Annotated in this window: 18 protein-coding genes; 9 read left to right on the top strand and 9 right to left on the bottom strand. The window is 71.2% G+C overall.

Annotated features, from left to right (window positions below):
• Positions 1-2 precede the first annotated feature (2 nt).
• The 3 genes from JOM49_RS22675 to JOM49_RS22665 are packed head-to-tail and all read left to right on the top strand — an operon-like array spanning position 3 to position 3,070.
• Entirely contained in the window at positions 3-1,106 is a 1,104-nt protein-coding gene (locus JOM49_RS22675) for a branched-chain amino acid ABC transporter permease (RefSeq protein ID WP_209666251.1), read from the top strand.
• Positions 1,103-2,422: an ABC transporter substrate-binding protein gene (locus JOM49_RS22670; protein WP_209666250.1), complete on the top strand. Its 1,320-nt coding sequence runs from the start codon at positions 1,103-1,105 to the stop codon at positions 2,420-2,422. The genes JOM49_RS22675 and JOM49_RS22670 overlap by 4 nt, the downstream gene beginning before the upstream one ends.
• Before the next feature lie 36 nt (positions 2,423-2,458).
• The gene (locus JOM49_RS22665; RefSeq protein ID WP_209666249.1) at positions 2,459-3,070 is read left to right on the top strand and encodes a TetR/AcrR family transcriptional regulator; all 612 of its coding nucleotides are present in this window, start codon (positions 2,459-2,461) and stop codon (positions 3,068-3,070) included.
• Here JOM49_RS22665 and JOM49_RS22660 read toward each other — a convergent pair whose 3' ends face one another.
• Positions 3,071-3,544 (bottom strand): DUF4440 domain-containing protein, encoded by a 474-nt coding sequence (locus tag JOM49_RS22660; RefSeq protein ID WP_209666248.1) that lies wholly within the window; start codon positions 3,542-3,544, stop codon positions 3,071-3,073.
• Between the two features lie 104 nt (positions 3,545-3,648).
• On the opposite strand from JOM49_RS22660, the gene JOM49_RS22655 reads away from it, so the two are divergent.
• A complete protein-coding gene (locus JOM49_RS22655) occupies positions 3,649-6,297 on the top strand; it encodes an AfsR/SARP family transcriptional regulator (protein ID WP_209666247.1) in 2,649 nt (882 codons plus the stop codon).
• Here the strand turns inward: JOM49_RS22655 and JOM49_RS22650 are convergent.
• Positions 6,287-6,685 (bottom strand): NUDIX domain-containing protein, encoded by a 399-nt coding sequence (locus tag JOM49_RS22650; protein ID WP_209666246.1) that lies wholly within the window; start codon positions 6,683-6,685, stop codon positions 6,287-6,289. The genes JOM49_RS22655 and JOM49_RS22650 overlap by 11 nt on opposite strands.
• A gap of 88 nt (positions 6,686-6,773) precedes the next feature.
• Between JOM49_RS22650 and JOM49_RS22645 the strand changes: the two genes are divergently transcribed.
• Positions 6,774-7,379 carry a hypothetical protein gene (locus JOM49_RS22645; RefSeq protein WP_209666245.1) on the top strand — a complete coding sequence of 202 codons (606 nt, stop codon included), beginning with the start codon at positions 6,774-6,776 and terminating at the stop codon, positions 7,377-7,379.
• Between the two features lie 647 nt (positions 7,380-8,026).
• Here JOM49_RS22645 and JOM49_RS22640 read toward each other — a convergent pair.
• From JOM49_RS22640 to JOM49_RS22610, 7 genes are all read right to left on the bottom strand, one after another.
• A complete protein-coding gene (locus JOM49_RS22640; RefSeq protein WP_209666244.1) occupies positions 8,027-8,875 on the bottom strand; it encodes a hypothetical protein in 849 nt (282 codons plus the stop codon).
• A gap of 319 nt (positions 8,876-9,194) precedes the next feature.
• Positions 9,195-9,509, bottom strand: a complete 315-nt coding sequence (locus JOM49_RS22635) for a DUF1801 domain-containing protein (RefSeq protein ID WP_209666243.1) — start codon at positions 9,507-9,509, stop codon at positions 9,195-9,197.
• A gap of 36 nt (positions 9,510-9,545) precedes the next feature.
• Positions 9,546-11,150 carry an acyl-CoA synthetase gene (locus tag JOM49_RS22630; protein ID WP_209666242.1) on the bottom strand — a complete coding sequence of 535 codons (1,605 nt, stop codon included), beginning with the start codon at positions 11,148-11,150 and terminating at the stop codon, positions 9,546-9,548.
• 39 nt (positions 11,151-11,189) lie between these two features.
• On the bottom strand, positions 11,190-12,371 hold the full coding sequence (locus tag JOM49_RS22625) for an ROK family protein (RefSeq protein WP_308158841.1): 1,182 nt from the start codon (positions 12,369-12,371) through the stop codon (positions 11,190-11,192).
• Positions 12,355-13,221, bottom strand: a complete 867-nt coding sequence (locus JOM49_RS22620; RefSeq protein WP_209666241.1) for a carbohydrate ABC transporter permease — start codon at positions 13,219-13,221, stop codon at positions 12,355-12,357. The genes JOM49_RS22625 and JOM49_RS22620 overlap by 17 nt, the downstream gene beginning before the upstream one ends.
• Complete coding sequence (locus tag JOM49_RS22615) at positions 13,218-14,165, bottom strand: carbohydrate ABC transporter permease (protein WP_209666240.1); 948 nt, start codon at positions 14,163-14,165, stop codon at positions 13,218-13,220. Before JOM49_RS22615 ends, JOM49_RS22620 begins: the two co-directional genes overlap by 4 nt.
• Positions 14,166-14,172: 7 nt before the next feature.
• Positions 14,173-15,540 carry an ABC transporter substrate-binding protein gene (locus JOM49_RS22610; RefSeq protein WP_209666239.1) on the bottom strand — a complete coding sequence of 456 codons (1,368 nt, stop codon included), beginning with the start codon at positions 15,538-15,540 and terminating at the stop codon, positions 14,173-14,175.
• A 127-nt stretch (positions 15,541-15,667) separates the two neighbouring features.
• Here JOM49_RS22610 and JOM49_RS22605 point away from each other — a divergent pair, with 127 nt between their 5' ends.
• The 4 genes from JOM49_RS22605 to JOM49_RS22590 are packed head-to-tail and all read left to right on the top strand — an operon-like array spanning position 15,668 to position 19,376.
• A complete protein-coding gene (locus tag JOM49_RS22605) occupies positions 15,668-16,717 on the top strand; it encodes a zinc-binding dehydrogenase (RefSeq protein ID WP_209666238.1) in 1,050 nt (349 codons plus the stop codon).
• Positions 16,718-16,719: 2 nt separating this feature from the next.
• Complete coding sequence (locus JOM49_RS22600; protein ID WP_209666237.1) at positions 16,720-17,517, top strand: sugar phosphate isomerase/epimerase family protein; 798 nt, start codon at positions 16,720-16,722, stop codon at positions 17,515-17,517.
• Positions 17,514-18,791 carry an MGH1-like glycoside hydrolase domain-containing protein gene (locus JOM49_RS22595; protein ID WP_209666236.1) on the top strand — a complete coding sequence of 426 codons (1,278 nt, stop codon included), beginning with the start codon at positions 17,514-17,516 and terminating at the stop codon, positions 18,789-18,791. The genes JOM49_RS22600 and JOM49_RS22595 overlap by 4 nt, the downstream gene beginning before the upstream one ends.
• A 9-nt stretch (positions 18,792-18,800) precedes the next feature.
• Positions 18,801-19,376, top strand: coding sequence for a peroxidase-related enzyme (locus tag JOM49_RS22590; protein ID WP_209666235.1), 576 nt, complete (start codon positions 18,801-18,803; stop codon positions 19,374-19,376).
• Positions 19,377-19,465 lie beyond the last annotated feature (89 nt).

Below are 19,465 nucleotides of genomic sequence, written 5' to 3'. Positions count from 1 at the left end.
CCATGCCCGAGAAATCCACCGCCCTGCGCGACCGGCTCCGGCCGGGCACCCCGGCCCCGGTGCGCACCTCGGCCGGCCTGCCGCCGCTGGTGCGGCACCTGCTGCTCGCGCTGGCCGCGCTCGCCGTGATCGTCGCGCTGAGCTTCGTGGTCGACCCGTTCACCAACGTCCGGCTGGCCACCGTCGGCTACTACCTGATCGCGGTGGCCGGGCTGACCCTGCTCACCGGCTTCAACGGGCAGGTCTCGCTCGGGCACGGCGCGTTCATGTTCATCGGCGCCTACACCGTGGCGCTGCTGGTGCTCTACGTGCCGGGCCTGCCGTTCTGGGCCGACCTGCTGCTCGCCGCGGCGGCCAGCGGGGTCGCGGGCACGCTCGCCGGGGCCGCCGCCGCCCGGCTGCACGGGCCCTACCTCGCCGGGGCCACGCTCGCGCTGGCGGTCGGCCTGCCCGCGGTGACCCAGCGCTTCCCCGAGGTGCTCGGCGGCAGCAACGGCCTGGGGTTCACCGTGAACAGCAGGCCCGCTTCGCTGGCGGGCACCGTGTCCACCCCGCAGTGGCAGGCGTGGGTGGTGTGGACCACCGTGCTGCTGGCACTGGTGGTGCTGGCCAACCTGACCCGCTCGCGGTTCGGCCGCATGCTGCGCGCGGTGCGCGACGACGAGGTCTCCGCCGAACTCTCCGGAATCCACATCGGACGGACGAAGATCTTCGCCTTCGTGATCAGCGCGGTCTGCGGTGGGCTGGCCGGTGGCCTGCAGGCGTTCCTGCTCGGCACCGCCGCGCCCGGCTCGTTCAGCCCGGTGCTGTCGCTGAGCCTGCTCGCGGCGATGGTGCTCGGCGGGATCGGGAGCATGTGGGGCGCGCTCTGGGGCGCGCTCGCCCTCGTCTACTTCCAGGCGTGGTCGGAGGATCTGACCCACGCGCTCGACCTCGGCACCGACATCGCCAACAACCTGCCGCTCGCGGTGTACGGCGTGGTGCTCATCGTTGTGGTTCTCGCTTTCCCCCAAGGGATCCAGGGTGGTGTCCGAGCACTGTGGACGCGTCTGTCTCGTCTGTCTCGCCTGTCCCGTTCCCGAAGCACGGAAGAAGGTCACCGATGAAGAGAACGACCCTTGTCGCGGCGGCACTGGCCGCGGCACTGACCCTGGCGTCCTGCAGCGGGGCCGGTGAGCAGCAGACCGGCGACGCCGGCGACTCGGGCACCTCGCCCGGCGTCACCGACACCAGCGTGCTGGTCGGCACGCACCAGCCGCTGACCGGCCCGGCCGCGCCCGGGTACAGCCGGATCTCGGTCGGTGCCAGGGCGATGTTCGACTACATCAACGAGAACGGCGGCGTCAACGGGCGCAAGATCGAGTACCGCGTCGAGGACGACGGCTACAACCCCACCCGCACGGTCGAGGTGGTCAAGAAGCTCGTCCTGCAGGACCAGGTGTTCGCGCTGCTCGGCGGCCTCGGCACGCCCACGCACTCGAAGGTGATCGAGTTCCTCAACACCGAGAAGGTGCCCGACCTGCTGGTCTCCTCCGGCGCGCTGATGTGGGACGACCCGCAGAAGAGCCCGATGACCTTCGGCTACCAGGTGGACTACACCCGCGAGGGCAAGATCCAGGGTGACTGGATCAAGAAGAACCTGGCGGGCAAGAAGGTCGGCCTGATGTTCCAGAACGACGACGTGGGCCGTGACTCGCAGAAGGGTCTCGACCAGTTCATCGCCGACCAGATCGTGTCGCGGCAGGGCTACGACCCCGCCAACACCGACGTGCTGCCGCAGATCTCCGCGCTGCGTGACGCCGGCGCCGAGGTCATCGTCTGCTCCTGCGTGCCCGCCTACACCGCGCTGTCCATCCTGACCTCGGCGAAGATCAGCTACCGGGCGCAGTTCGTGGTCAGCAGCATCGGCGCGGACCCGGCCACGCTGACCGGCCTGCTGCAGGAGTTCGGCAAGCGCGGCGGCACCGAGGTCTCCGCCCCGCAGCTGCTCAACGGCCTGGTCGGCACCGGCTACCTGCCCGACGTCAGCCGCGCCGACGACCCGTGGATCAAGCTGCTGCGCGAGGTGCACCAGAAGTACATCCCGAACGAGCAGCTGACCAACACCGTGGTCTTCGGCATGGTGCAGGCGTTCACCTTCGCCCAGGCGCTCAAGGCGGCAGGCCGGGACCTCACCAGGCAGAAGCTCGTCGACGCGATGAGCTCCGGCGCGCTGGAAGGCCCCGGCCTCACCCCCTTCGGCTACACGCAGCAGTCGCACTCCGGCTACACCGGTGCCTACGTGTTCAAGATCAATCCGGACACCACCACCACGGAGATCCAGGCGCCGGTGGTGACCGACCGGGAGAACGGGCCGATCACCCCGGGCACCCTGCAGCGCAAAACCCCGCAGGAGATCAACCTGTTCGGCGGTACCAGCTAACATGTGATCATCTACGACCGTGGAAAGGAGCCCGGCATGACCGGCACGACCGCCGAATCGGGCACCGGAGCCACGGTGCGCGACCGGGTGCTGCGCGCCGCCACCACCCTGTTCGCGCAGAAGGGGTTCGAAGGCACCTCGGTCCGCGAGATCGTTCTCGCGGCCGGGGTGACCAAGGGCGGGCTGTACCACTACTTCGACTCGAAGGACGACCTGCTCCACGAGATCTACACGCGGATGCTGCGGGTGCAGACGCAGCGGATGGAGACCATCGCCGCGTCCGACCTCCCCCTCCCGCAGCGCATCCACGCGATCGTGGTGGACGTCGTCGCCACCAGCATCGCCCACCTGGACGAGGCGGTGGTCTTCTTCCAGTCGATGCACCTGCTCCCCGAGCAGAAGGTGGCGCAGGTGCGCGCGGAACGCAGGCAGTACCACGAACGGGTCCGCGAGCTGGTCGAGGACGGCCAGCGCGCGGGCCTGTTCCGCACCGACGTGCCCGCCGACATCGTGGTGCAGTACCACTTCGGCGCGATCCACCGGCTGGGCCAGTGGTACCACCACGACGGGCCGCTGAGCGGCGAGCAGGTCGGCCACCACTTCGCCAACCTGATGCTGGCCAGCCTGCTCGGCGACTTCAGTCTCTGATCACGGCAGCACGTCGGTCACGGTGTCCTTGATGACCTGCCACTTCCCGCGTTCCTTCACCAGCGTGAGGCTGACCGTGTAGTGCCGGTCCACGTTCTGCGACGGCACCCGGTAGTACGCGTCGAGGATGGCGAACCCGGACTTGCAGCCGTTGACCACGGTGTGCGTCACCGTCCACGGCATGCTCCACTCGTACGGCAGCTTGAACGCCTCGAGCACCGGCTGGACGTTCGCTTCGTAGCCGATGAACAACTGTCCCTTGCGGCCGACGGTGACCATGTCGCGGTGGATGATCGCCCGGTAGCGGGCCTCGTCCCGCTTGTTGAAGCTGTCCATGTCCTCCCACACGGCCCGGTCGAATTCTCGCTGGCATGCCTGGTTCGCGGCCTGCTCGTCGGTGGCCGAGGCCGTGCTCACCGCCGGTACCGCCGCGACCACCCCCACGGCCGCGGTGGCCAGTACCCATTTGCGCATTCGCCCTCCTGTTCCGGCTTCGATGGACCGAGCCTGGCCGAGGCGCGCATCATCGCCGCATCACGCGTGCATCGCCGGTGCCGAGCTGGTTAGCTGGGAAAACCATGGAGTTTCGGATACTGGGGCCGGTGCGGGTGCGTGCCGGGGACCGGCCGGTGCCGACGGCCGGACCGCGTCAGGAGCGCGTCCTGGCCGCGCTGCTGCTGGCGGCGGGCCGGGTGGTGCCGGTCGAGCGCCTGGTCGACGTGGTGTGGGACGGCGAACCGCCCGCCACCGCCACCCGGCAGGTCCGCAACGTGACCACCGCGCTGCGCCGCACCCTGCTGGACGCAGGATTCGCCGACGACGTGCTCACCGCGGAAGGGCCGGGGTTCGTGCTGCGCCCGCCTGCGTTCGACCTGCGCGAGTTCGAGGCGCATGCCGAGCGCGGCGAGTACCGCGAAGCGCTGGCGTGCTGGCGCGGCCCGGCGCTGGCCGGGGTCGCCGGCGCGGCACTCGAAGGCGAGGTGGCCCGGCTGGAGGAGCACCGGCTGTCCACTGTGGAACTCTGTCTGGCCGGGGAACTGGCCGACGGCGAGGACGTGGTGGCCGAACTGACCGCGCTGGTTCTTGAGCACCCGTTGCGCGAGGGTTTCACCGGGCTGCTGATGCGGGCCCTGCACCAGCGCGGGCGGCAGGCGGACGCGCTGCGCGTCTACCAGGCGACCCGGCGGCGGCTGGTGGACGAACTCGGCGTCGAGCCCGGGCCGCGGTTGCGCTCGCTGCACGAGCAGGTGCTGCGGGAGCCGCCGAAGGACCCCGCCGGTCCGTGTTATCTGCCCTTCGACCTGCCGGATTTCACCGGGCGGCAGCACGAGGTCGACCGCCTGGTCAGCCTGCTGCCCGAGGGCGCGCCGGTGGTGGTCGACGGCATGGCGGGCGTCGGCAAGACCGCGCTCGCCGTGCGTGCCGCACACCTGGCCGCATCGGCGTTCGGCGATGGACAGCTCTTCGTCGACCTGCACGGGTTCACGCCCGGCCGGGCGCCGCTGAGCCCGGAAACCGCGCTGGAGGCGTTGCTCGTCCAGCTGGGCGTGCCCGCGAACCGGCATCCCGATGGTCTGGACCGGCGCGCGGCGTTGTGGCGGGCACGCACGGCGGGCCGGAAACTGCTGGTACTGCTGGACAACGCGCTGAACGAGGACCAGGTGCGCCCGCTGCTGCCGGGCACCGGCACGGTCGCGGTGCTGGCCACCAGCCGCCGTCACCTCACCGCGCTGGACGGCGCGGTCCCGATCTCGGTGGACATCCTGCCGCCCAGCGCGGCATCGGCGCTGTTCACCGCGGTGTCCGGACGGCAGGACGCGGGCGTGGCGAAGCGGTGCGGGTACCTGCCGCTGGCGATCCGGATCGCCGCCGCACGATTACGACACCGTCCGCAATGGACTGTCGAGGAATTGGCCGAGCGCCTGGGCTCCGAGCACGATCGCCTGGCCGAGTTGCGCGCCGGGAGCCGTGATGTGGCCGCCGCTTTTTCTCTGTCCTATGAGGATCTTCCCTTGGTGCAGCGCCGGATGTTCCGGTTGCTCGGCGGCCATCCCGGCACCGTGCTCACCACCGGGGCGGCGGCCGCCATGGCCGGTCTGTCCGAAAGGGACGCCGGGCGACTGCTGGAAGACCTGCTGGACGCGCATCTGCTCACCCAGCACAGCCGTGGCGGATACGGCTTCCACGACCTGCTCGCCGAGCACGCACGCGGCCTCGCCGACCCGGATGAGGCAGCCGTCGCCCGCTCTCGCCTGCTCGACTACTACCGCGATGGTGGCGATGAACGGTGGTATGCGGGGGAAACGCGGAACCTGGTCGCCGTCACCGAGCACGCGCTGGCCCACGAGCGGTACGACCACGCGTGGCGGATCGCCGAGCACACCACCGCTCACCTGCAGCAACGCGGTCGGCGTGACGAGTTCCTGACCGTGGCGCGGGCGGGCAACACCGCCGCGCGACGGCTCGGCGACCCGGACGCCATCCAGTGCAGTCTCGGTTATCTCGCCGACGCGTACTGGGAGTCCGGGGAACTCGGTGCCGCGATGGCGTGCGCCGAGGAACGCCTCGACCTGGCCAGATCCGCCGTCGACCGGGCGGCCGCGTTGTCCCGGCTGGGTGCGCTGCACGGAATGTTCAGCCGGTACGACAAGGCTTTCGCCTGCTACCGGGACGCCTTACTCCTGGCCTCGGCGGACGAATCGCTGACCAGCTTGATCCTGGCGAACGTCAGCCACAACGAGGTCATGCTCGGCCGGCTGGACGACGCGCTGGCGTCCGCCCGCCGCGCCACCGAAATCCGTCTGCGGAACGGTGACGAGCGAGGAGCCGTCCTCAGCGCGGCGCAGGAAGCCGTGGTGCTCTCGCACCTGGGCCGGTCCGAGGAGGCGTTGTCGCTGGCCGAGCGTTCGGTGCGGGCGGCGGTCGAGCTGGCTTATCCGTTCGGCGAGGCGTGGAGCCGGATCGACTACGCCGACGTCCTTCTGGCCGCGGAACTACCCGCGCAGGCACGTGAACAGGCCGAACGGGCGTGCGGAATCCTGGCCGAACTGAACCACCCGCTCCTGCTCGCGATGGCGGCGAACAGCTTCGGCGCCGCCTGCCGCGGGACCGGCGACCCGGAGGCCGCCCTGCGGCACCACCGGCTGGCGAGGGACACCGCCCGGCGGATCGGTTACCTGGCCCAGGAATCCCGCGCCGACCACGGCATCGCCCTGCTCATGGAGTGAGCGTCTCGCGCACGTACGGCAGGAGGTCGAGGTCGGCGGCGCGCTCGGGCGTCAGCCAGGCGTACTCCTGGTGCTCGCCGGGGTTGAGCACTACGTCGCCGGTACCGTCGGCGACCTCGTAGATCCGGGCGTGCACCCGGAGATCGCGGCCGGTGACGTCCATCCAGGTGTGGCGGCTGCGTTCCGCGGTGACCCGGACGACCAACCCGGTCTCCTCGGCGGCCTCGCGCACGGCGGCGCTCTCCATCGGCTCGCCGGGCTCGACCGTGCCGCCGGGTAGTTCCCAGCGGCCGCCGTGGAAGGTGCCGTCGGCTCGGCGGAGGAACAACGCCGCGCCGTCGCGCTCGATCCAGCAGTACACCAGGTGCTTCTCCGCCGTCCCGCCCATCGCGGCATTCTCGCGCACCCCCAGGGTTCGGTTTCGGGCGGTGCGGGTAAAACCTCATGCGTTCCCCACCGTCGCGAGGGAGTCCCGCATGAAGCTCTACGCCGATCGGCCGTTCCGCTGGGGTCTGCAGGTCGCCGCCGACCTGTTCGCGGTGTTCCTGACCGGATTCGCGATCTGGCTGGCGATGGAGGTGCACGAGCAGGTGATGCGCCTGCGGGCCCCCGGCGACGGCTTGATCAACGCGGGCAACGGCCTGCGCGGCACCTTCGACTCGGCCGCCGACAACGCCGACGACGTCCCCCTCGTCGGCGGGGCCCTGGCGGACGCCCTGCACACCGGCTCGGACGCGAGCACGAAGCTGAGCGAAGCCGGGCAGTGGCAGGTGGAGGCGGTCACCGACCTGGCGTGGTGGCTGGCCGCGGTGCTGATCGCCATGCCGGTGCTGTTCCTGCTGGTGACCTGGCTGCCGCTGCGGGTCCGATTCATCCGCAAAGCCACCGCCGGCGCGCGCCTCCGCCGCCTCGGGGATGGCGGCCGCGACCTGCTGGCCCTGCGTGCCCTGGTCACCCAGCCACTGCCGCGCCTCGCCGCCGCCGGCGAGGTCACCGAAGGCTGGCGAGCCCGAGACCCCGAAGTCCTCGCCGAACTGGCCCGCTGGGAACTACACCGCCTAGGCCTCCGCCCCCACCCCTAACCCACCCCCAAGCACCCGAACCCCACATCCAGGAAGCCGAACCCCACGTTCAGGCAGGCGAAGCCCACGTTCGGGCCACGAACTTCACGTTCGGGTAGCCGAGTTCCACACCCAGGCAGCCGAGCCCCACGTTCAGGAAGGCGAACTCCACACTCGGGCGGCCGAATCCCGCGTTCGGGCACGCGAGTCCCACAACCGGGCAGCCGAGTTCTACATCCAGGCGGCCGAGGCTCACGTTCGAGGGCCGAACTCTGCGTTCAAGCAGCCGAACCTCACATTCGCGACGACGAGTTCCACACTCCCGCAGCCGAGACCCACGTTCGCGAGCACGAAGCCCACACCTATGAAGCCGGGTCCCCGCTGGCGACCGCGAGCCCACGCTCGAGGCTGCCGGAACTTGCCTGCCCGAGTGCTGAAATCGACTGCCTGAACGTGGCACTCGGATGCCTGAGTGTCGAACTCGGCTGCCCGACTGTCGAACTGGGATGCCTGAGTGTGGAACTCGGCTACCCGAACGTAGAACTCAGGGCCCCGAACGTGGGCTTCGCCTGCCTGAACGTGGAGTTCGGCTGCCTGAGTGTGAGGTTCGGGTGCCTGAACGGGGGGTTGGGGGCCTGAGGGTGGGGTTCGGGTGGGTGGAGGTGGGGTCAGGAGGGGGTGGGGGTTTGGGTGGGGTGGCGGGCTACGGCGGCGTAGTGGGCGGCGCCGATGGCGCCGGCGATGGCGAAGATGAAGCCGGCCACGGCGGCGCCTTCGAAGCCCAAGCGGACCCCGTCGTCCAGGTAGACCAGGCCGATGAGGGAGGACAGGGCCGAGTTCGTGGTGAACATGATGGCGGTGACGGCGGTGGCGCCGCTCTTCTGCAGGGCCATCGCGAACAGGACCGCCGCGGCGATGCCGTTCAACGGGATGGCCCACGCCGTCGGCTCGAAGACGATGGGCCAGACCGAGTCCGGGATGTGCAGGGTCCGCGCCGCGATGCCGACGAAGCTGTAGCCCAGCCCGGCCCCGAAGGCCAGCATGGGCGCCGCCCAGAAGCCGGTGCGGCGGCGGGCGTAGATCGCGATGGCCAGCACCGGGATCACCGTCGCCACCAGCGCCCAGCGCCAGCCGGTGTCCAGGACCTTCCCCGGGCCCGGGTCGGCCGACACGCCGAGCAGCACCAGCCCCAGCGCGCCCAGGCCCAGCGCGCCCCAGCCGGCCGGCGCCAGCCGGGTGCCGAGGATGGCGGCGATGATCGCGGTGACGCCGACGCTGAACGCCAGCACCGACTGCACCAGGAACAGCGGCAGCCGGTGCAGCGCGGCCGCCGCGAACAGGAAACCGAGCACGTCGACACCGAGCCCGAACCAGTAGAACGGCTGCCTGCCGACACCGATCAGGTCCCGTGACCGGCCCGCGTACGCACCCGCGCGCCGGATGCCGATCGACGCCAGGATCGACCCGCTGCCCGACGCCACCGCCGCCAGCACGGCGAACACGTATCCGAGGATCACCCCCGAAGTGTTTCATCCGCGCTGTTCACCACCCGGATAGGGCCTTGACCACGCAGGTCGGCCCGCCGATCGGCGGTATCCGGCCGCCCTCGGCGCCACGACGATGAATGCGTGACCCGTGCCACATCCGCCCAGGTCCTGGCGCTGCCGCTGACGGCGTGCCAGGCCGCGCCGGTGGCCCCCGCGCCGCCGGGGCCACCGGCGCCGTCCGGCGCGCAGCTCACCCTGGCGGGTCTGCGGGCACCTACGACCGCTACACCGGCATGGAGGCCCCCGCGCGGCCCGGGTGCGGCTGCTCCCCGCTCAACGCACCCTGCCCCTAGTCCAGTAGTTCCGTCTGGTGCGCGATGGCCTCGCGCACCAGGGCACGCACCTCCTCGGGGTGCGCCAGCGCCGTGCTCGCCGTCAGCTCCCGGACGTACCGGCCCGAGCCGGTGAGCAGCCCGGCCGGGTCGGCCAGCAGCACGCCCTTGTGGAAGACCAGGCGCACCCCGCTCTTCGGCGTGGCGATGGCGCAGAGCCAGTGGTGCCAGTCACCGCCCAGGGTGAAGGTGAGCCGCCCCCATTTCGTCGCCGTCTCCAGTCGCGCGTCGGCCGACGCGACCAGGGCGGTCAGTTCGTCCGCTTCTGCCATGGAGACAGGGTGGCGCGGGGGTACGACAGTTTCGGCTCAGGACTTCTCACCGAGGGCGGCGTGCTGGGCTCGCAGCGCGCGCTTGAGGATCTTGCCGCTGGGGTTCTTCGGCAGCGCGCCGGCGAAGACCACGTACTTGGGGCACTTGTAGCCCGCCAGGTGGCCGCGGACGTGCGCGAGCACCTGCTCCTCGGTCAGCGTCACGCCCTCGCGCGGCACCACCACCGCCGTCACCGCTTCGATCCAGTGCGGGTGGCTGATGCCGAACACCGCCACCTCCGCCACGCCGTCCAGCAGGTAGATGGCCTCCTCGACCTCCCGGCTGGCCACGTTCTCGCCGCCGGTCTTGATCATGTCCTTCTTCCGGTCGACCACGGAGAGGTAACCGTCGGCGTCGAGCACACCGAGGTCACCGGAGTGGAACCAGCCACCGCGGAAGGCCTCGGCCGTCTTCTCCTCGTCGTCGTAGTACCCGAGTGTCGCGTGTGGACTCCGGTGCACGATCTCGCCGATTTCGCCCGGTGGCAGCGGGTTGTCCTGCTCGTCCACGATCGCGGTCTCCACGTTGATCGACGGACGCCCGGCCGAGCCGGCCTTCGGCAGCTGCTCGTGCGGCCGCAGGATCGTGGCCAGCGGCGCCATTTCCGTCTGCCCGTAAAAGTTCCAGAACTCCACCTCGGGCAGCCGCTCCCGCAGTTCGCGTAGCACCTCCACCGGCATCGGCGACGCGCCGTAGTAGCCCTTGCGCAGGCTGGACAGGTCGGTGCGGTCGAAGTCCTCGTGCCGCAGCAGGGAAATCCACACCGTCGGCGGCGCGAACAGCTTGGTCGCCCGCTCCCGCTCGACCGCGGCGAGCAGCGCCGCCGGGTCCGGGCCGGGCAGGATCACGCTGGTCGCGCCGAGGTAGACGTCGACGGAGAAGAAGCAGTCCAGTTGCGCGCAGTGGTACAGCGGCAGCGAGTGCACCTCGACGTCGTCCGCGCTCATGCTGCCGTCGATCGCGCACGAGACGTACTGCGCCAGCAGCGACCGGCTCGACAGCATCACGCCCTTCGGCCGCGACTCGGTGCCCGAGGTGTACATCAGGCGCAACGGGTCGTCGTCGCCGACCACCACGTCGGGCGCGCTGACGTCCCCCGGCTCCTCGATCCAGTCGGTGACCTCTTCCCAGCCGGGTTCGTCGTGCGTGCCGCCCGCCGAGATGCGGGCGCGCGGCACATCGTCGAGCTCGGCCGAGGCCAGCGCCTCGTTCGCCGTGCCGACCAGCGCCGCCTCGGCGACCATGCCGCTGACCCCGGCGTGGCGCAGGATGTAGGCGACCTCCGCCGCGCCCAGCATGAAGTTCACCGGAACGAGGACCACGCCGAGTTTGGCGGTGGCGAACACCAGTACCGCGAACTCCCAGCAGTTGTGGCTCAGCAGCGCCAGCCGGTCGCCCTTGGCCAGCCCGCGGGCGGCCAGCGTGTGCGCGCAGCGGTTCACCGCGGCGTCGAACTCGGCGAAGCTCACCCGCCGATCGCCGGAGACCACCGCGAGCTTGTCCGGGTACCGCAGCGCGGTGCGCCGCACCAGGTCCCCGACGGAGTGCCGGCGGGCGCGGGCGATGGCTTCGGTGGTCTGCGGGGTGAAGGCACTGGGCATGGACGAGTCTGTTCCGCGTGTGCGGCCGCGCGCAAGTGATCAAGGCGCGGTGGCGGCCCCGTCCAGCACGCGGTCCACCGCTTCAGGTGAGTACACCGACTCGACCACCATCGCGCGCAGGCCCAGCACCCCGGCCCGGTCGCCGAGGTCGCTGGTCACCACCTTCAGGTTCCGCGTGGCCCTGGGCAGCGCCCGCTGGTAGAGCAGCTCGCGCACACCGGTGACGAACTGCGTCTCGGCGAGGTCCCCGGCCAGCACCAGCACCTGCGGGTTGACCAGGCACACCACCGTGCTCAGCACCTCGCCCACCAGCTGACCGGCTTCCCTGGCCAGCGCCGCGGCCGCCGGCGAGCCCGCCGCCACCTGCTCGACGAAGTCCCGGCTCGACGCCGCGGGCACGCCCGAAGCGGTCAGCCGCTCGGCGAGCGCGCCACCGCTGGCCAGCGCCGCCAGGCAGCCCTGCGCCCCGCACATGCACCGCGCCTGGGAGGACGCGTCGACCCGGATGTGCCCGAGGTCGCCCGCGCCGCCGTCGATCCCGCGGTAGAGCTGGCCGCCGAGCACCAGGCCCGCGCCGATACCGGTGGAGACCTTCACCAGCACCAGCGACGGGCAGTCCGGCGACCGGCTCATGTGCTCGCCGAAGGCCATCGCGTTGGCGTCGTTGTCCACCAGCACCGGCACGCCCCAGCGGCGCCCGAGGTGCCGGGAGACCGGGAAACCGTCCCAGCCCGGCATGATCGGCGGCTCGCGGACCGTGCCGGTCTCGAACTCGACCGGCCCGGGCACGCTCACCCCGATGCCGCGCACGTCACCACGGCGCAGCCCGGCCCGCTCCACCAGCGCCGTCAGCTCGCCTTCGACCCAGTCCAGCACCGGCGCCGGACCGTCGGCGATCCGCAGCGGCGTCAGCGACTCCGCCAGCGACGTCCCGGCGAGGTCGAACACGCCGAGCCGGGCGTGCGTGGCGCCCAGGTCGGCGGTGAGCACCACGCCGTGGCGGTCGTTGAACTCCAGCTTCACCGGCGGCCGCCCGCCGGTGGACCCGCCCACCCCGCCGCTGCGCAGGAAGCCGGCCGCCCGCAACGCGTCCAGCCGGTGCCCCACGGTGGACCGCGCGAGTCCGGTGTGTTCCTGCAGCTCCGCGCGCGTGGTCGCCCGGCCGGTCCGCACGAGCCACAGCAGGTGGCCGGCGGACGAGCGGTCATCCCTTGTCAGCACCGCTGGTGAGCCCTTCGGTCAGCATCCGTTCCGCCGCGTAGAACAGCAGCACGATCGGGATGGTCAAGACCACCGAACCGGCCATCAGCACGGTCTTGGGCACCTCGATGCCGCCGGACAGCTGCGCCAGCCCGAGCGAGACCGTCCATTTCTCCCGGTCGGCCACCAGGAACAACAGGGCGAACAGGAACTCGTTCCACGCGATCATGAAAACGTACAGTGCGTTGGCCATGATCGCGGGAGCGGCCAGCGGCATGGTGACCCGCGTGAGCACCTGGCGCCGGGTGCAGCCGTCGATCGCGGCGGCCTCCTCGACGCTTTCCGGGATCGTGGTCAGGTAGTTGCGCAGCATGTAGATGGAGACCGGGATGGTCTGCGCCACGTAGACGATGGTCAGCCCGACCAGTGAGTCGCGCAGGCCGAGCTTGGTGAACAGCACGAACAGCGGCACGGCCAGCAGGATCGCCGGGAACAGGTAGACCGCCAGGAACAGGAAGTGCACCTGCCGGTGCCCGGCGAAGCGCAGCCGGGTCACCGCGTAGGCACCCGGGATGGACACCAGCAGGGTCAGCAGCACGGTGCCGACCGAGACCAGCGCCGAGTTCGCCAGCAGCCCGAGCATGCCCTGGCCACCGGAGTCCTCGGAGGAGAGCACCTCCTCGTAGGTCGCCGTGGTCCACTGCGAGATGCTCACCCACAGCGCGCCCGGATCGCGGAGCAGGTCCTCGATCGGCCGGACCGAAAGCATGATCATGTAGTAGAACGGGAAGAGCGTCGCCAGCGCGAGCCCGGCGAGCACCACCCACCGCAGGACGCGGAAGAGCTTGGTCTCGAAGGTATCCCGGTTCACGACTTGTCCTCCGGTTTCGGCGCGAAGAACTTCAGGTACACCGCCAGGAACACCAGCAGCACCGCGGCCAGCGCGAGCGCCTGCGCCGAGGCGGCGCCGACGTCGAACCGCGCGGTGATGAAGTCGTAGACCCGCACGCTGGCCACGTCGGTACCCGCGCCACCGCCGGTGAGCAGGTAGACGTCGTCGAACTTGGTGAAGTTCATCACGAACCGCAGCATCGCCAGCAGCGCGATCACCCCGGCCAGTTGCGGCAGCACCACGTGCCGGAACCGCTGGGTCGGCGTCGCGCCGTCCACCTTGGCCGCCTCCTCCAGCTCACCGGGGATCGCCTGCAGTCGCGCGAGCAGGAACAGGAAGGCGAACGGGAAGTACCGCCAGCCCTCGAACACGATCACCGTGAGCAGCGCGACCGGGATCGGGATGTCCAGGCCCAGCAGGGAGATCGTGGTCTCGCGCTGGGTGAGGAAGGCGATCGGCCGGTCCCAGCCGAAGAGCCGCGCGCCCCACTCGTTGACGATGCCGTACTGCGGGCTGAGCATCACCTCCCAGACGAAGGCCACCGCCACCACCGGCGCCACGTACGGCAGCAGCATCGCCCCGCGCAGGAAACCCCGGCCGCGGAACGGTTTGCGCAGCGCGAGCGCGGCGGCCAGGCCGAGCAGCAGCGCCAGCACCGTGCCGCCGATGGCGTAGACCAGCGTGGTCCCCACCGAACTCCAGAACCCCGGCGAGCCGAAGACGGTGACGAAGTTCTGCAGGGTGTAGCGCTCGAACAGGCCGGTGTCGCGGACGTTGATCAGCCGGATCCGCTGGAAGGCCAGCACCACCGTCCACAGGATCGGCAGCACCACCACGGCCAGCACCACCAGCAGGGTGGGCGAGATCATCGCCAGCCCGGCGCGGTTCTCCTGCTGCCGGAGCGTTCCCTTCACGGTCTTCACCGCCCCATCACCTCAGCGAAGTCTGGATCGAGCGGATCTCCTCCGCGGCTTCCCCGGCCGCGTCACCCGGCGTGCTGCCGCCGAGCATCGCGTCGACCGCCTTCGGCACGGGCATCTCCCCGGCCGTGGCGCCGACCAGCACGCCCTGTCCCTGCTCGAAACCCCAGCGGGAGAAGCGTTCCGGGCTCTCCCGCAGCGCGGCGATCGTCTCCGGCGGGTAGATCTCGGCGAGCGGGCGCTTGGTGTCCACCCCGGCCGGGAGGCTCTCCCACGCGCGGGTGAACTTGTCCGGCTCGGCCGCCGTGCCACGCCGGGCCGGGATCTTGCCCTCCGGTGCCATCGCCAGCCACTCCGGGTAGGCCTGCTCCCCCATCATGAATTCGACGAGCTTCTTGGCTTCCTCGCGTTTCGCGCCGACCTGCACGGTCCACGAGGTCAGCTCGCCGTACTGCGCGGGTTCGGCCGAGTCGGGGCCGGCGATCGCGCTGACCACCCCGCTGTTGCGCGCCAGGAACTCCGGGTCGGCGGTGCACTCCGGGCACGCGGGCAGTGCGTCGTCCCGCAGGCCGCCGAGTTCGTCCAGCAGGAAGGAGGACCACACGATCATCGCCGACCGGCCGGCGAAGTAGGTGGCCCGCGTGCTGTCGATGTCCTGCGCGCCCGGCGGCGCGTAGTTCCCGGCCACGTCGCCGACGAACTGGAAGGTGTTGCGGCAGGGTCCGCTGTCGAGCGCGACGGCGCCGTCGTCACCGACGAGCTCGCAGCCGTTGCCGACGGCGAGCCCTTCGAACGCCTGCCCGGTGGCCGCGTCGTTGGCCGCGGTGGCCATCGAGATGCCGGACATCTCGCCCTGGTTCAGCCGCCGCGCGGCTTCGGTGATCCGGTCGTAGGTGTCCGGCGGCGCGAGCCCGGCGGCGGCGAACAGGTCCTTGCGGTAGACCAGGATCTGGGCCCAGCCGTCGGAGGGCACCGCGAGCTGGCGGTCGCCGTCGCGGGTGAGTTCGAGCGCGCGGCCGGAGAAGGTGCCCGGTCCCAGCGCCTGCACGACCTCCTGGCTCGCGGCCGTGTCGAGCAGTTCGTTACCGGCCAGCTGCCAGGTCGAGGTGAGCGGCAGCGCGCCGATGACGTCGGGCAGCTTGCCCGCGGCGGCGGAGGACATCACCAGCTGGCTGAACTGGTTCTCGTCGATGGCCACCAGGTCGACCGGGATGCCGGTCTGCTCGGTGAACCGCTGGGTGAGCCGTTCGGTCGCCTGGAACCGGTCGGGCAGGTTCTCCAGGGTCCACACGACCAGTCCCGGCCCTTGTTGCGGAGTTCCCCCACACGCGGTGAGCAGCGCCCCGCCCAGCACCACGCTGAGTGAGATGGCCGCCACCCGGACGCTCCATCGCATTCCGTGCCTCCACTTCTGGCTGCAGGAGCCACATCGAAGCAGACCTTATGATTGGTGACAAGACATAAGTAGGTATAGTTCCGGTCGTAACACCGAGCGAGGAGGGCTGTTGCCCGGCGTAGTGCAAGTTGTCCAGTTCACCGGTCCACGGCGGGTCGAGCTCGCCGAAATCCCGGCCGATCCGCTCGGCCCGGGCCAGGTCCGCGTGCGCACCCGGTTCTCGGGCATCTCGGCGGGCACCGAGCTGACCGCTTACCGGGGCACGAACCCGTACCTCACCCGTACCTGGAACGCCGAACGTCGCCTGTTCACCGATACCGCCGAGATCCCCGGACTGCAATACCCCGTGGTGGGCTGGGGTTACTCCGAAGCGGGGGAAGTCGTCGAAGCGGCACCCGGCACCGGCTTCGCGCCGGGCGACCAGGTGTGGGGCATCTGGGGGCACCGCAGTGGTGCCGTGCTGCCCGCGGAGAAGGTGCGGCCGGTACCCGAGGGCCTCGATCCGCTCGCCGCCTCCTTCGCCAGGGTCGGCGCGGTCGCGCTCAACGCCATCCTGGCCGCGGACATGCACCTCGGTGAGGTGGTGACCATCTTCGGTCAGGGCGTGATCGGCCTGCTGGCCACGCAGATGGCCCGCCAGAGCGGCGCCGAGGTGGTCGCGGTGGACGCCCTGGCCCCCCGGCGCGCCGAAGCGCTCAAGGCCGGTGCCGTGCTCGCGCTCGACCCCGTCGGCGAGCAGGTCGCCGAGGGCGTGCGGGAGCACAGCGGCGGCAGCGGCGCCGACGTGGCGATCGAGCTGAGCGGGTCCTACCTGGCGCTGCACGAGGCGATCCGCACGGTCGCGCCCGGCGGGCGGGTGGTCGCGGCGGGCTTCTACCAGGACGAGGGCCGTGGCCTGCGGCTCGGCGAAGAGTTCCACCACAACCGCGTCGAGCTGGTCAGCTCGCAGATCGGCGGCGTCACCGCGCGCCTGTCCGGTCGCTGGGACCAGGCCCGGCTGAACGAGACCTTCCTCCGGCTCAGCGCCCAGGGCCTGCTCGACCCGGCGTCGCTGGTCACCCACCAGCTCCCGCCGTCCCGCGTGGCGGAGGCCTACCGCTTGCTCGACACCAGCCCCGGTGACGCGCTGCAGATCGTGCTCGATTTCGACCAGGAGTAGTTGTGCCCGAATTCGGCTGTCAGGAACAGTTGCTGCCAGGAGAGACCCTGGAGCGGAAGTGGGAGTTCGCCCAGGCGGCCGGCTACCACGCGATCGAACTGCGCGGCCGGGGTGAGTACGCCCTGCTCGACCGGCTGCCCGAGCTCCGGCGCGCGGCCGCGGCCGGGGTGGTCATGCCGACGGTCTGCGTGGAGATGTCGCACTTCTTCGCCGCCTTCGACCCCGAACTGCGGGCCGACGCCATCGCGCAGCTGAAGTCGCAGCTGTCGGTGATCGCCGAGCTCGGCGGGCAGGGCGTGATGACCCCGGCGTCGTACGGGATGTTCTCCCGCAAGCTGCCGCCGTTCGAGCCACCCCGCAGCGAGGCCGAGGACCACGAAGTGCTGCTCGCCGGGCTGACCGAGCTGGGTGAGCACGCCAGGACCGAGGGCGTGCACCTCTACCTCGAACCGCTCAACCGGTACGAGGACCACATGGTCAACCGGCTCGAGCAGGCCGCCGGGCTGATCGAGGAGACCGGGCTCGACTCGATCCGGATCGCCGCGGACACCTACCACATGAACATCGAGGAGGACGATCCCGTCACCGCGCTGACCAAGGCGGAACGCCACCTCGGGCACGTCCACGTCAGCGAGTCGAACCGGTTCCAGCCGGGCACCGGGCACGTGGACTGGCCGGGCGTGCTCGGCGCGCTGGCCGCGATCGGCTACACCGGTTACCTGACCCTGGAGTGCCGCCTGCGCGGGGAGCCCACCACGGCGCTCGGCGCGGTGCCGTCCTTCCTGCGGCGCGCGTCATGAGCCTCGGGCTGCGCGAACGCGCGAGCCGCGTGCTGCTGGACAACTGGCACGGGCAGTCCACCATCCCGGCGAGCGGGCTCTACCCGCACCAGTGGAGCTGGGACTCCGCGTTCATCGCGCTGGGCCTGCGCCACCTCTCGCCGCGGCGGGCCCAGCGGGAGCTGGAGTCGCTGTTCGGCGCGCAGTGGCCGGACGGGCGGGTGCCGCACATCGTGTTCGACGCCTCGACCCCGGCCGACGCCTACTTCCCCGGTCCCGCGTTCTGGCAGTCGGCCGCGGTCACCGCGCCGGGGCACCCGGCCACCTCCGGGCTGATCCAGCCGCCGGTGCACGCGCTCGCCGCGTGGGAGACCTTCCGCGCGGCACCGGAGCTCGCGCGGGAACGCGGCTTCCTGCCCAGGCTGTACCCGCGGCTGGTGGCCTGGCACCGCTACCTGACCGGCCGCCGCGACTTCGGCGGGCGCGGGCTGGTGAGCATCGTGCACCCGTGGGAGTCCGGGATGGACAACAGCCCGGCGTGGGACACCCCGCTCAGCCGCGTGGCCCCCACCACCTCGCTGTTCACCCGGCGCGACCTGCAGCACGCCGCCGCCGGGGAGCGGCCGACGGACCTGGACTACGGGCGCTACGTCCGGCTGGCGCAGACCTACCGCGACCACGGGTACGCCGACGACCTGGCCACGCACGCCTTCGCCGTGGAAGACCCGCTGACCAACGCGCTGCTGGCCGCCTCGGAAGCCGCGCTGGCCGACATCGCCGTCGAGCTGGGCCTCGACCCGGCACCGCACCTGGCCGAGCTGGCCCGCGTGCGCGACGCGCTGGCGGACACCCTGTTCGACGGGGGCGACGGCTGCTTCCACGCCCGTGACGTCCACAGTGGACAACCGTTGCGCTGCGGCAGCGTGGCCGGGCTGATCCCGCTGGTGGTGCCCGGCCTGCCGGTGGCGGACGCGCTGGTGAAGACCACGGTGGGCCCGCGCTTCCGGCTCGGCGAGATCGGCCTGCCGCCCAGTTTCGACCTGACCGACGCGATGTTCGAGGCCACCCGCTACTGGCGCGGCCCGGCCTGGTTCAACATCGGCTGGCTGCTCTGGCGCGGCCTCCGGCTGCACGGTGAGCACGAACTCGCCGCCACCGTCCGCGCCGGCCTGCTCAGCGCCGCCGACGACGTGGGTTTCCGCGAATACGTCGATCCGCTCACCCGCAACGGCCACGGCGCCAGCGACTTCAGCTGGACCGCGGCGGTGATCCTCGACCTGCTCGCCGCCGCTTAGGCTCGGGGCATGAGTGGAGACGTGAGCCGGTTCCCCGTGGTCGAACTCGACGGGCTGCCGGAAGACCTGCGTGAGCGCGTCGGGGCGATCGCCGAGAAGTCCGGGTTCGTGCCGAACATCTTCCGCGCGCTGGGCCACCGGCCCGCCGAGCTGCGGGCGTTCCTCGACTACCACGACGCGCTGATGGACCGCTCCGACGGGCTGAGCAAGGCCGAGCGCGAACTCGTCGTGGTGGCCACCTCGAGCGCGAACCACTGCACCTACTGCGTGGTCGCGCACGGCGCGATCCTGCGCATCCGCGCCAAGGACCCCGAGCTGGCCGATCGGGTGGCGGGCAACCCGTGGCAGGTCGAACTGGACGAGCGCGGGCGCGCGATCGTCGACCTCGCGCTCGCGCTGGCCCGTGACTCGGCGAAGTTCGGCGAGGCCGACCTGGCGCGGGCGCGCGCGGCGGGGCTCACCGAGGACGAAATCTGGGACGTCGGGGCCATCACCGCGTTGTTCGCGCTGTCCAACCGGCTGGCGCACCTGACCGCGCTGAGCCCGAACCCCGAGTTCTTCACCATGGGCCGTCCGGCCCAGTAGCACTGCGCCGGACGGCGCAACCTCATCCGCGAGCTGAACAAAACTCGCCGGGCGGACGTAAATCCCGTTCGAAGCCGTGTCTTCCCCGG

The organism is Amycolatopsis magusensis (assembly GCF_017875555.1).
Taxonomy (GTDB): Bacteria; Actinomycetota; Actinomycetes; order Mycobacteriales; family Pseudonocardiaceae; genus Amycolatopsis; species Amycolatopsis magusensis.
The sequence above is the reverse complement of the archived record's forward strand: the minus strand, read 5'-3'. Positions and strand labels throughout refer to the sequence as shown.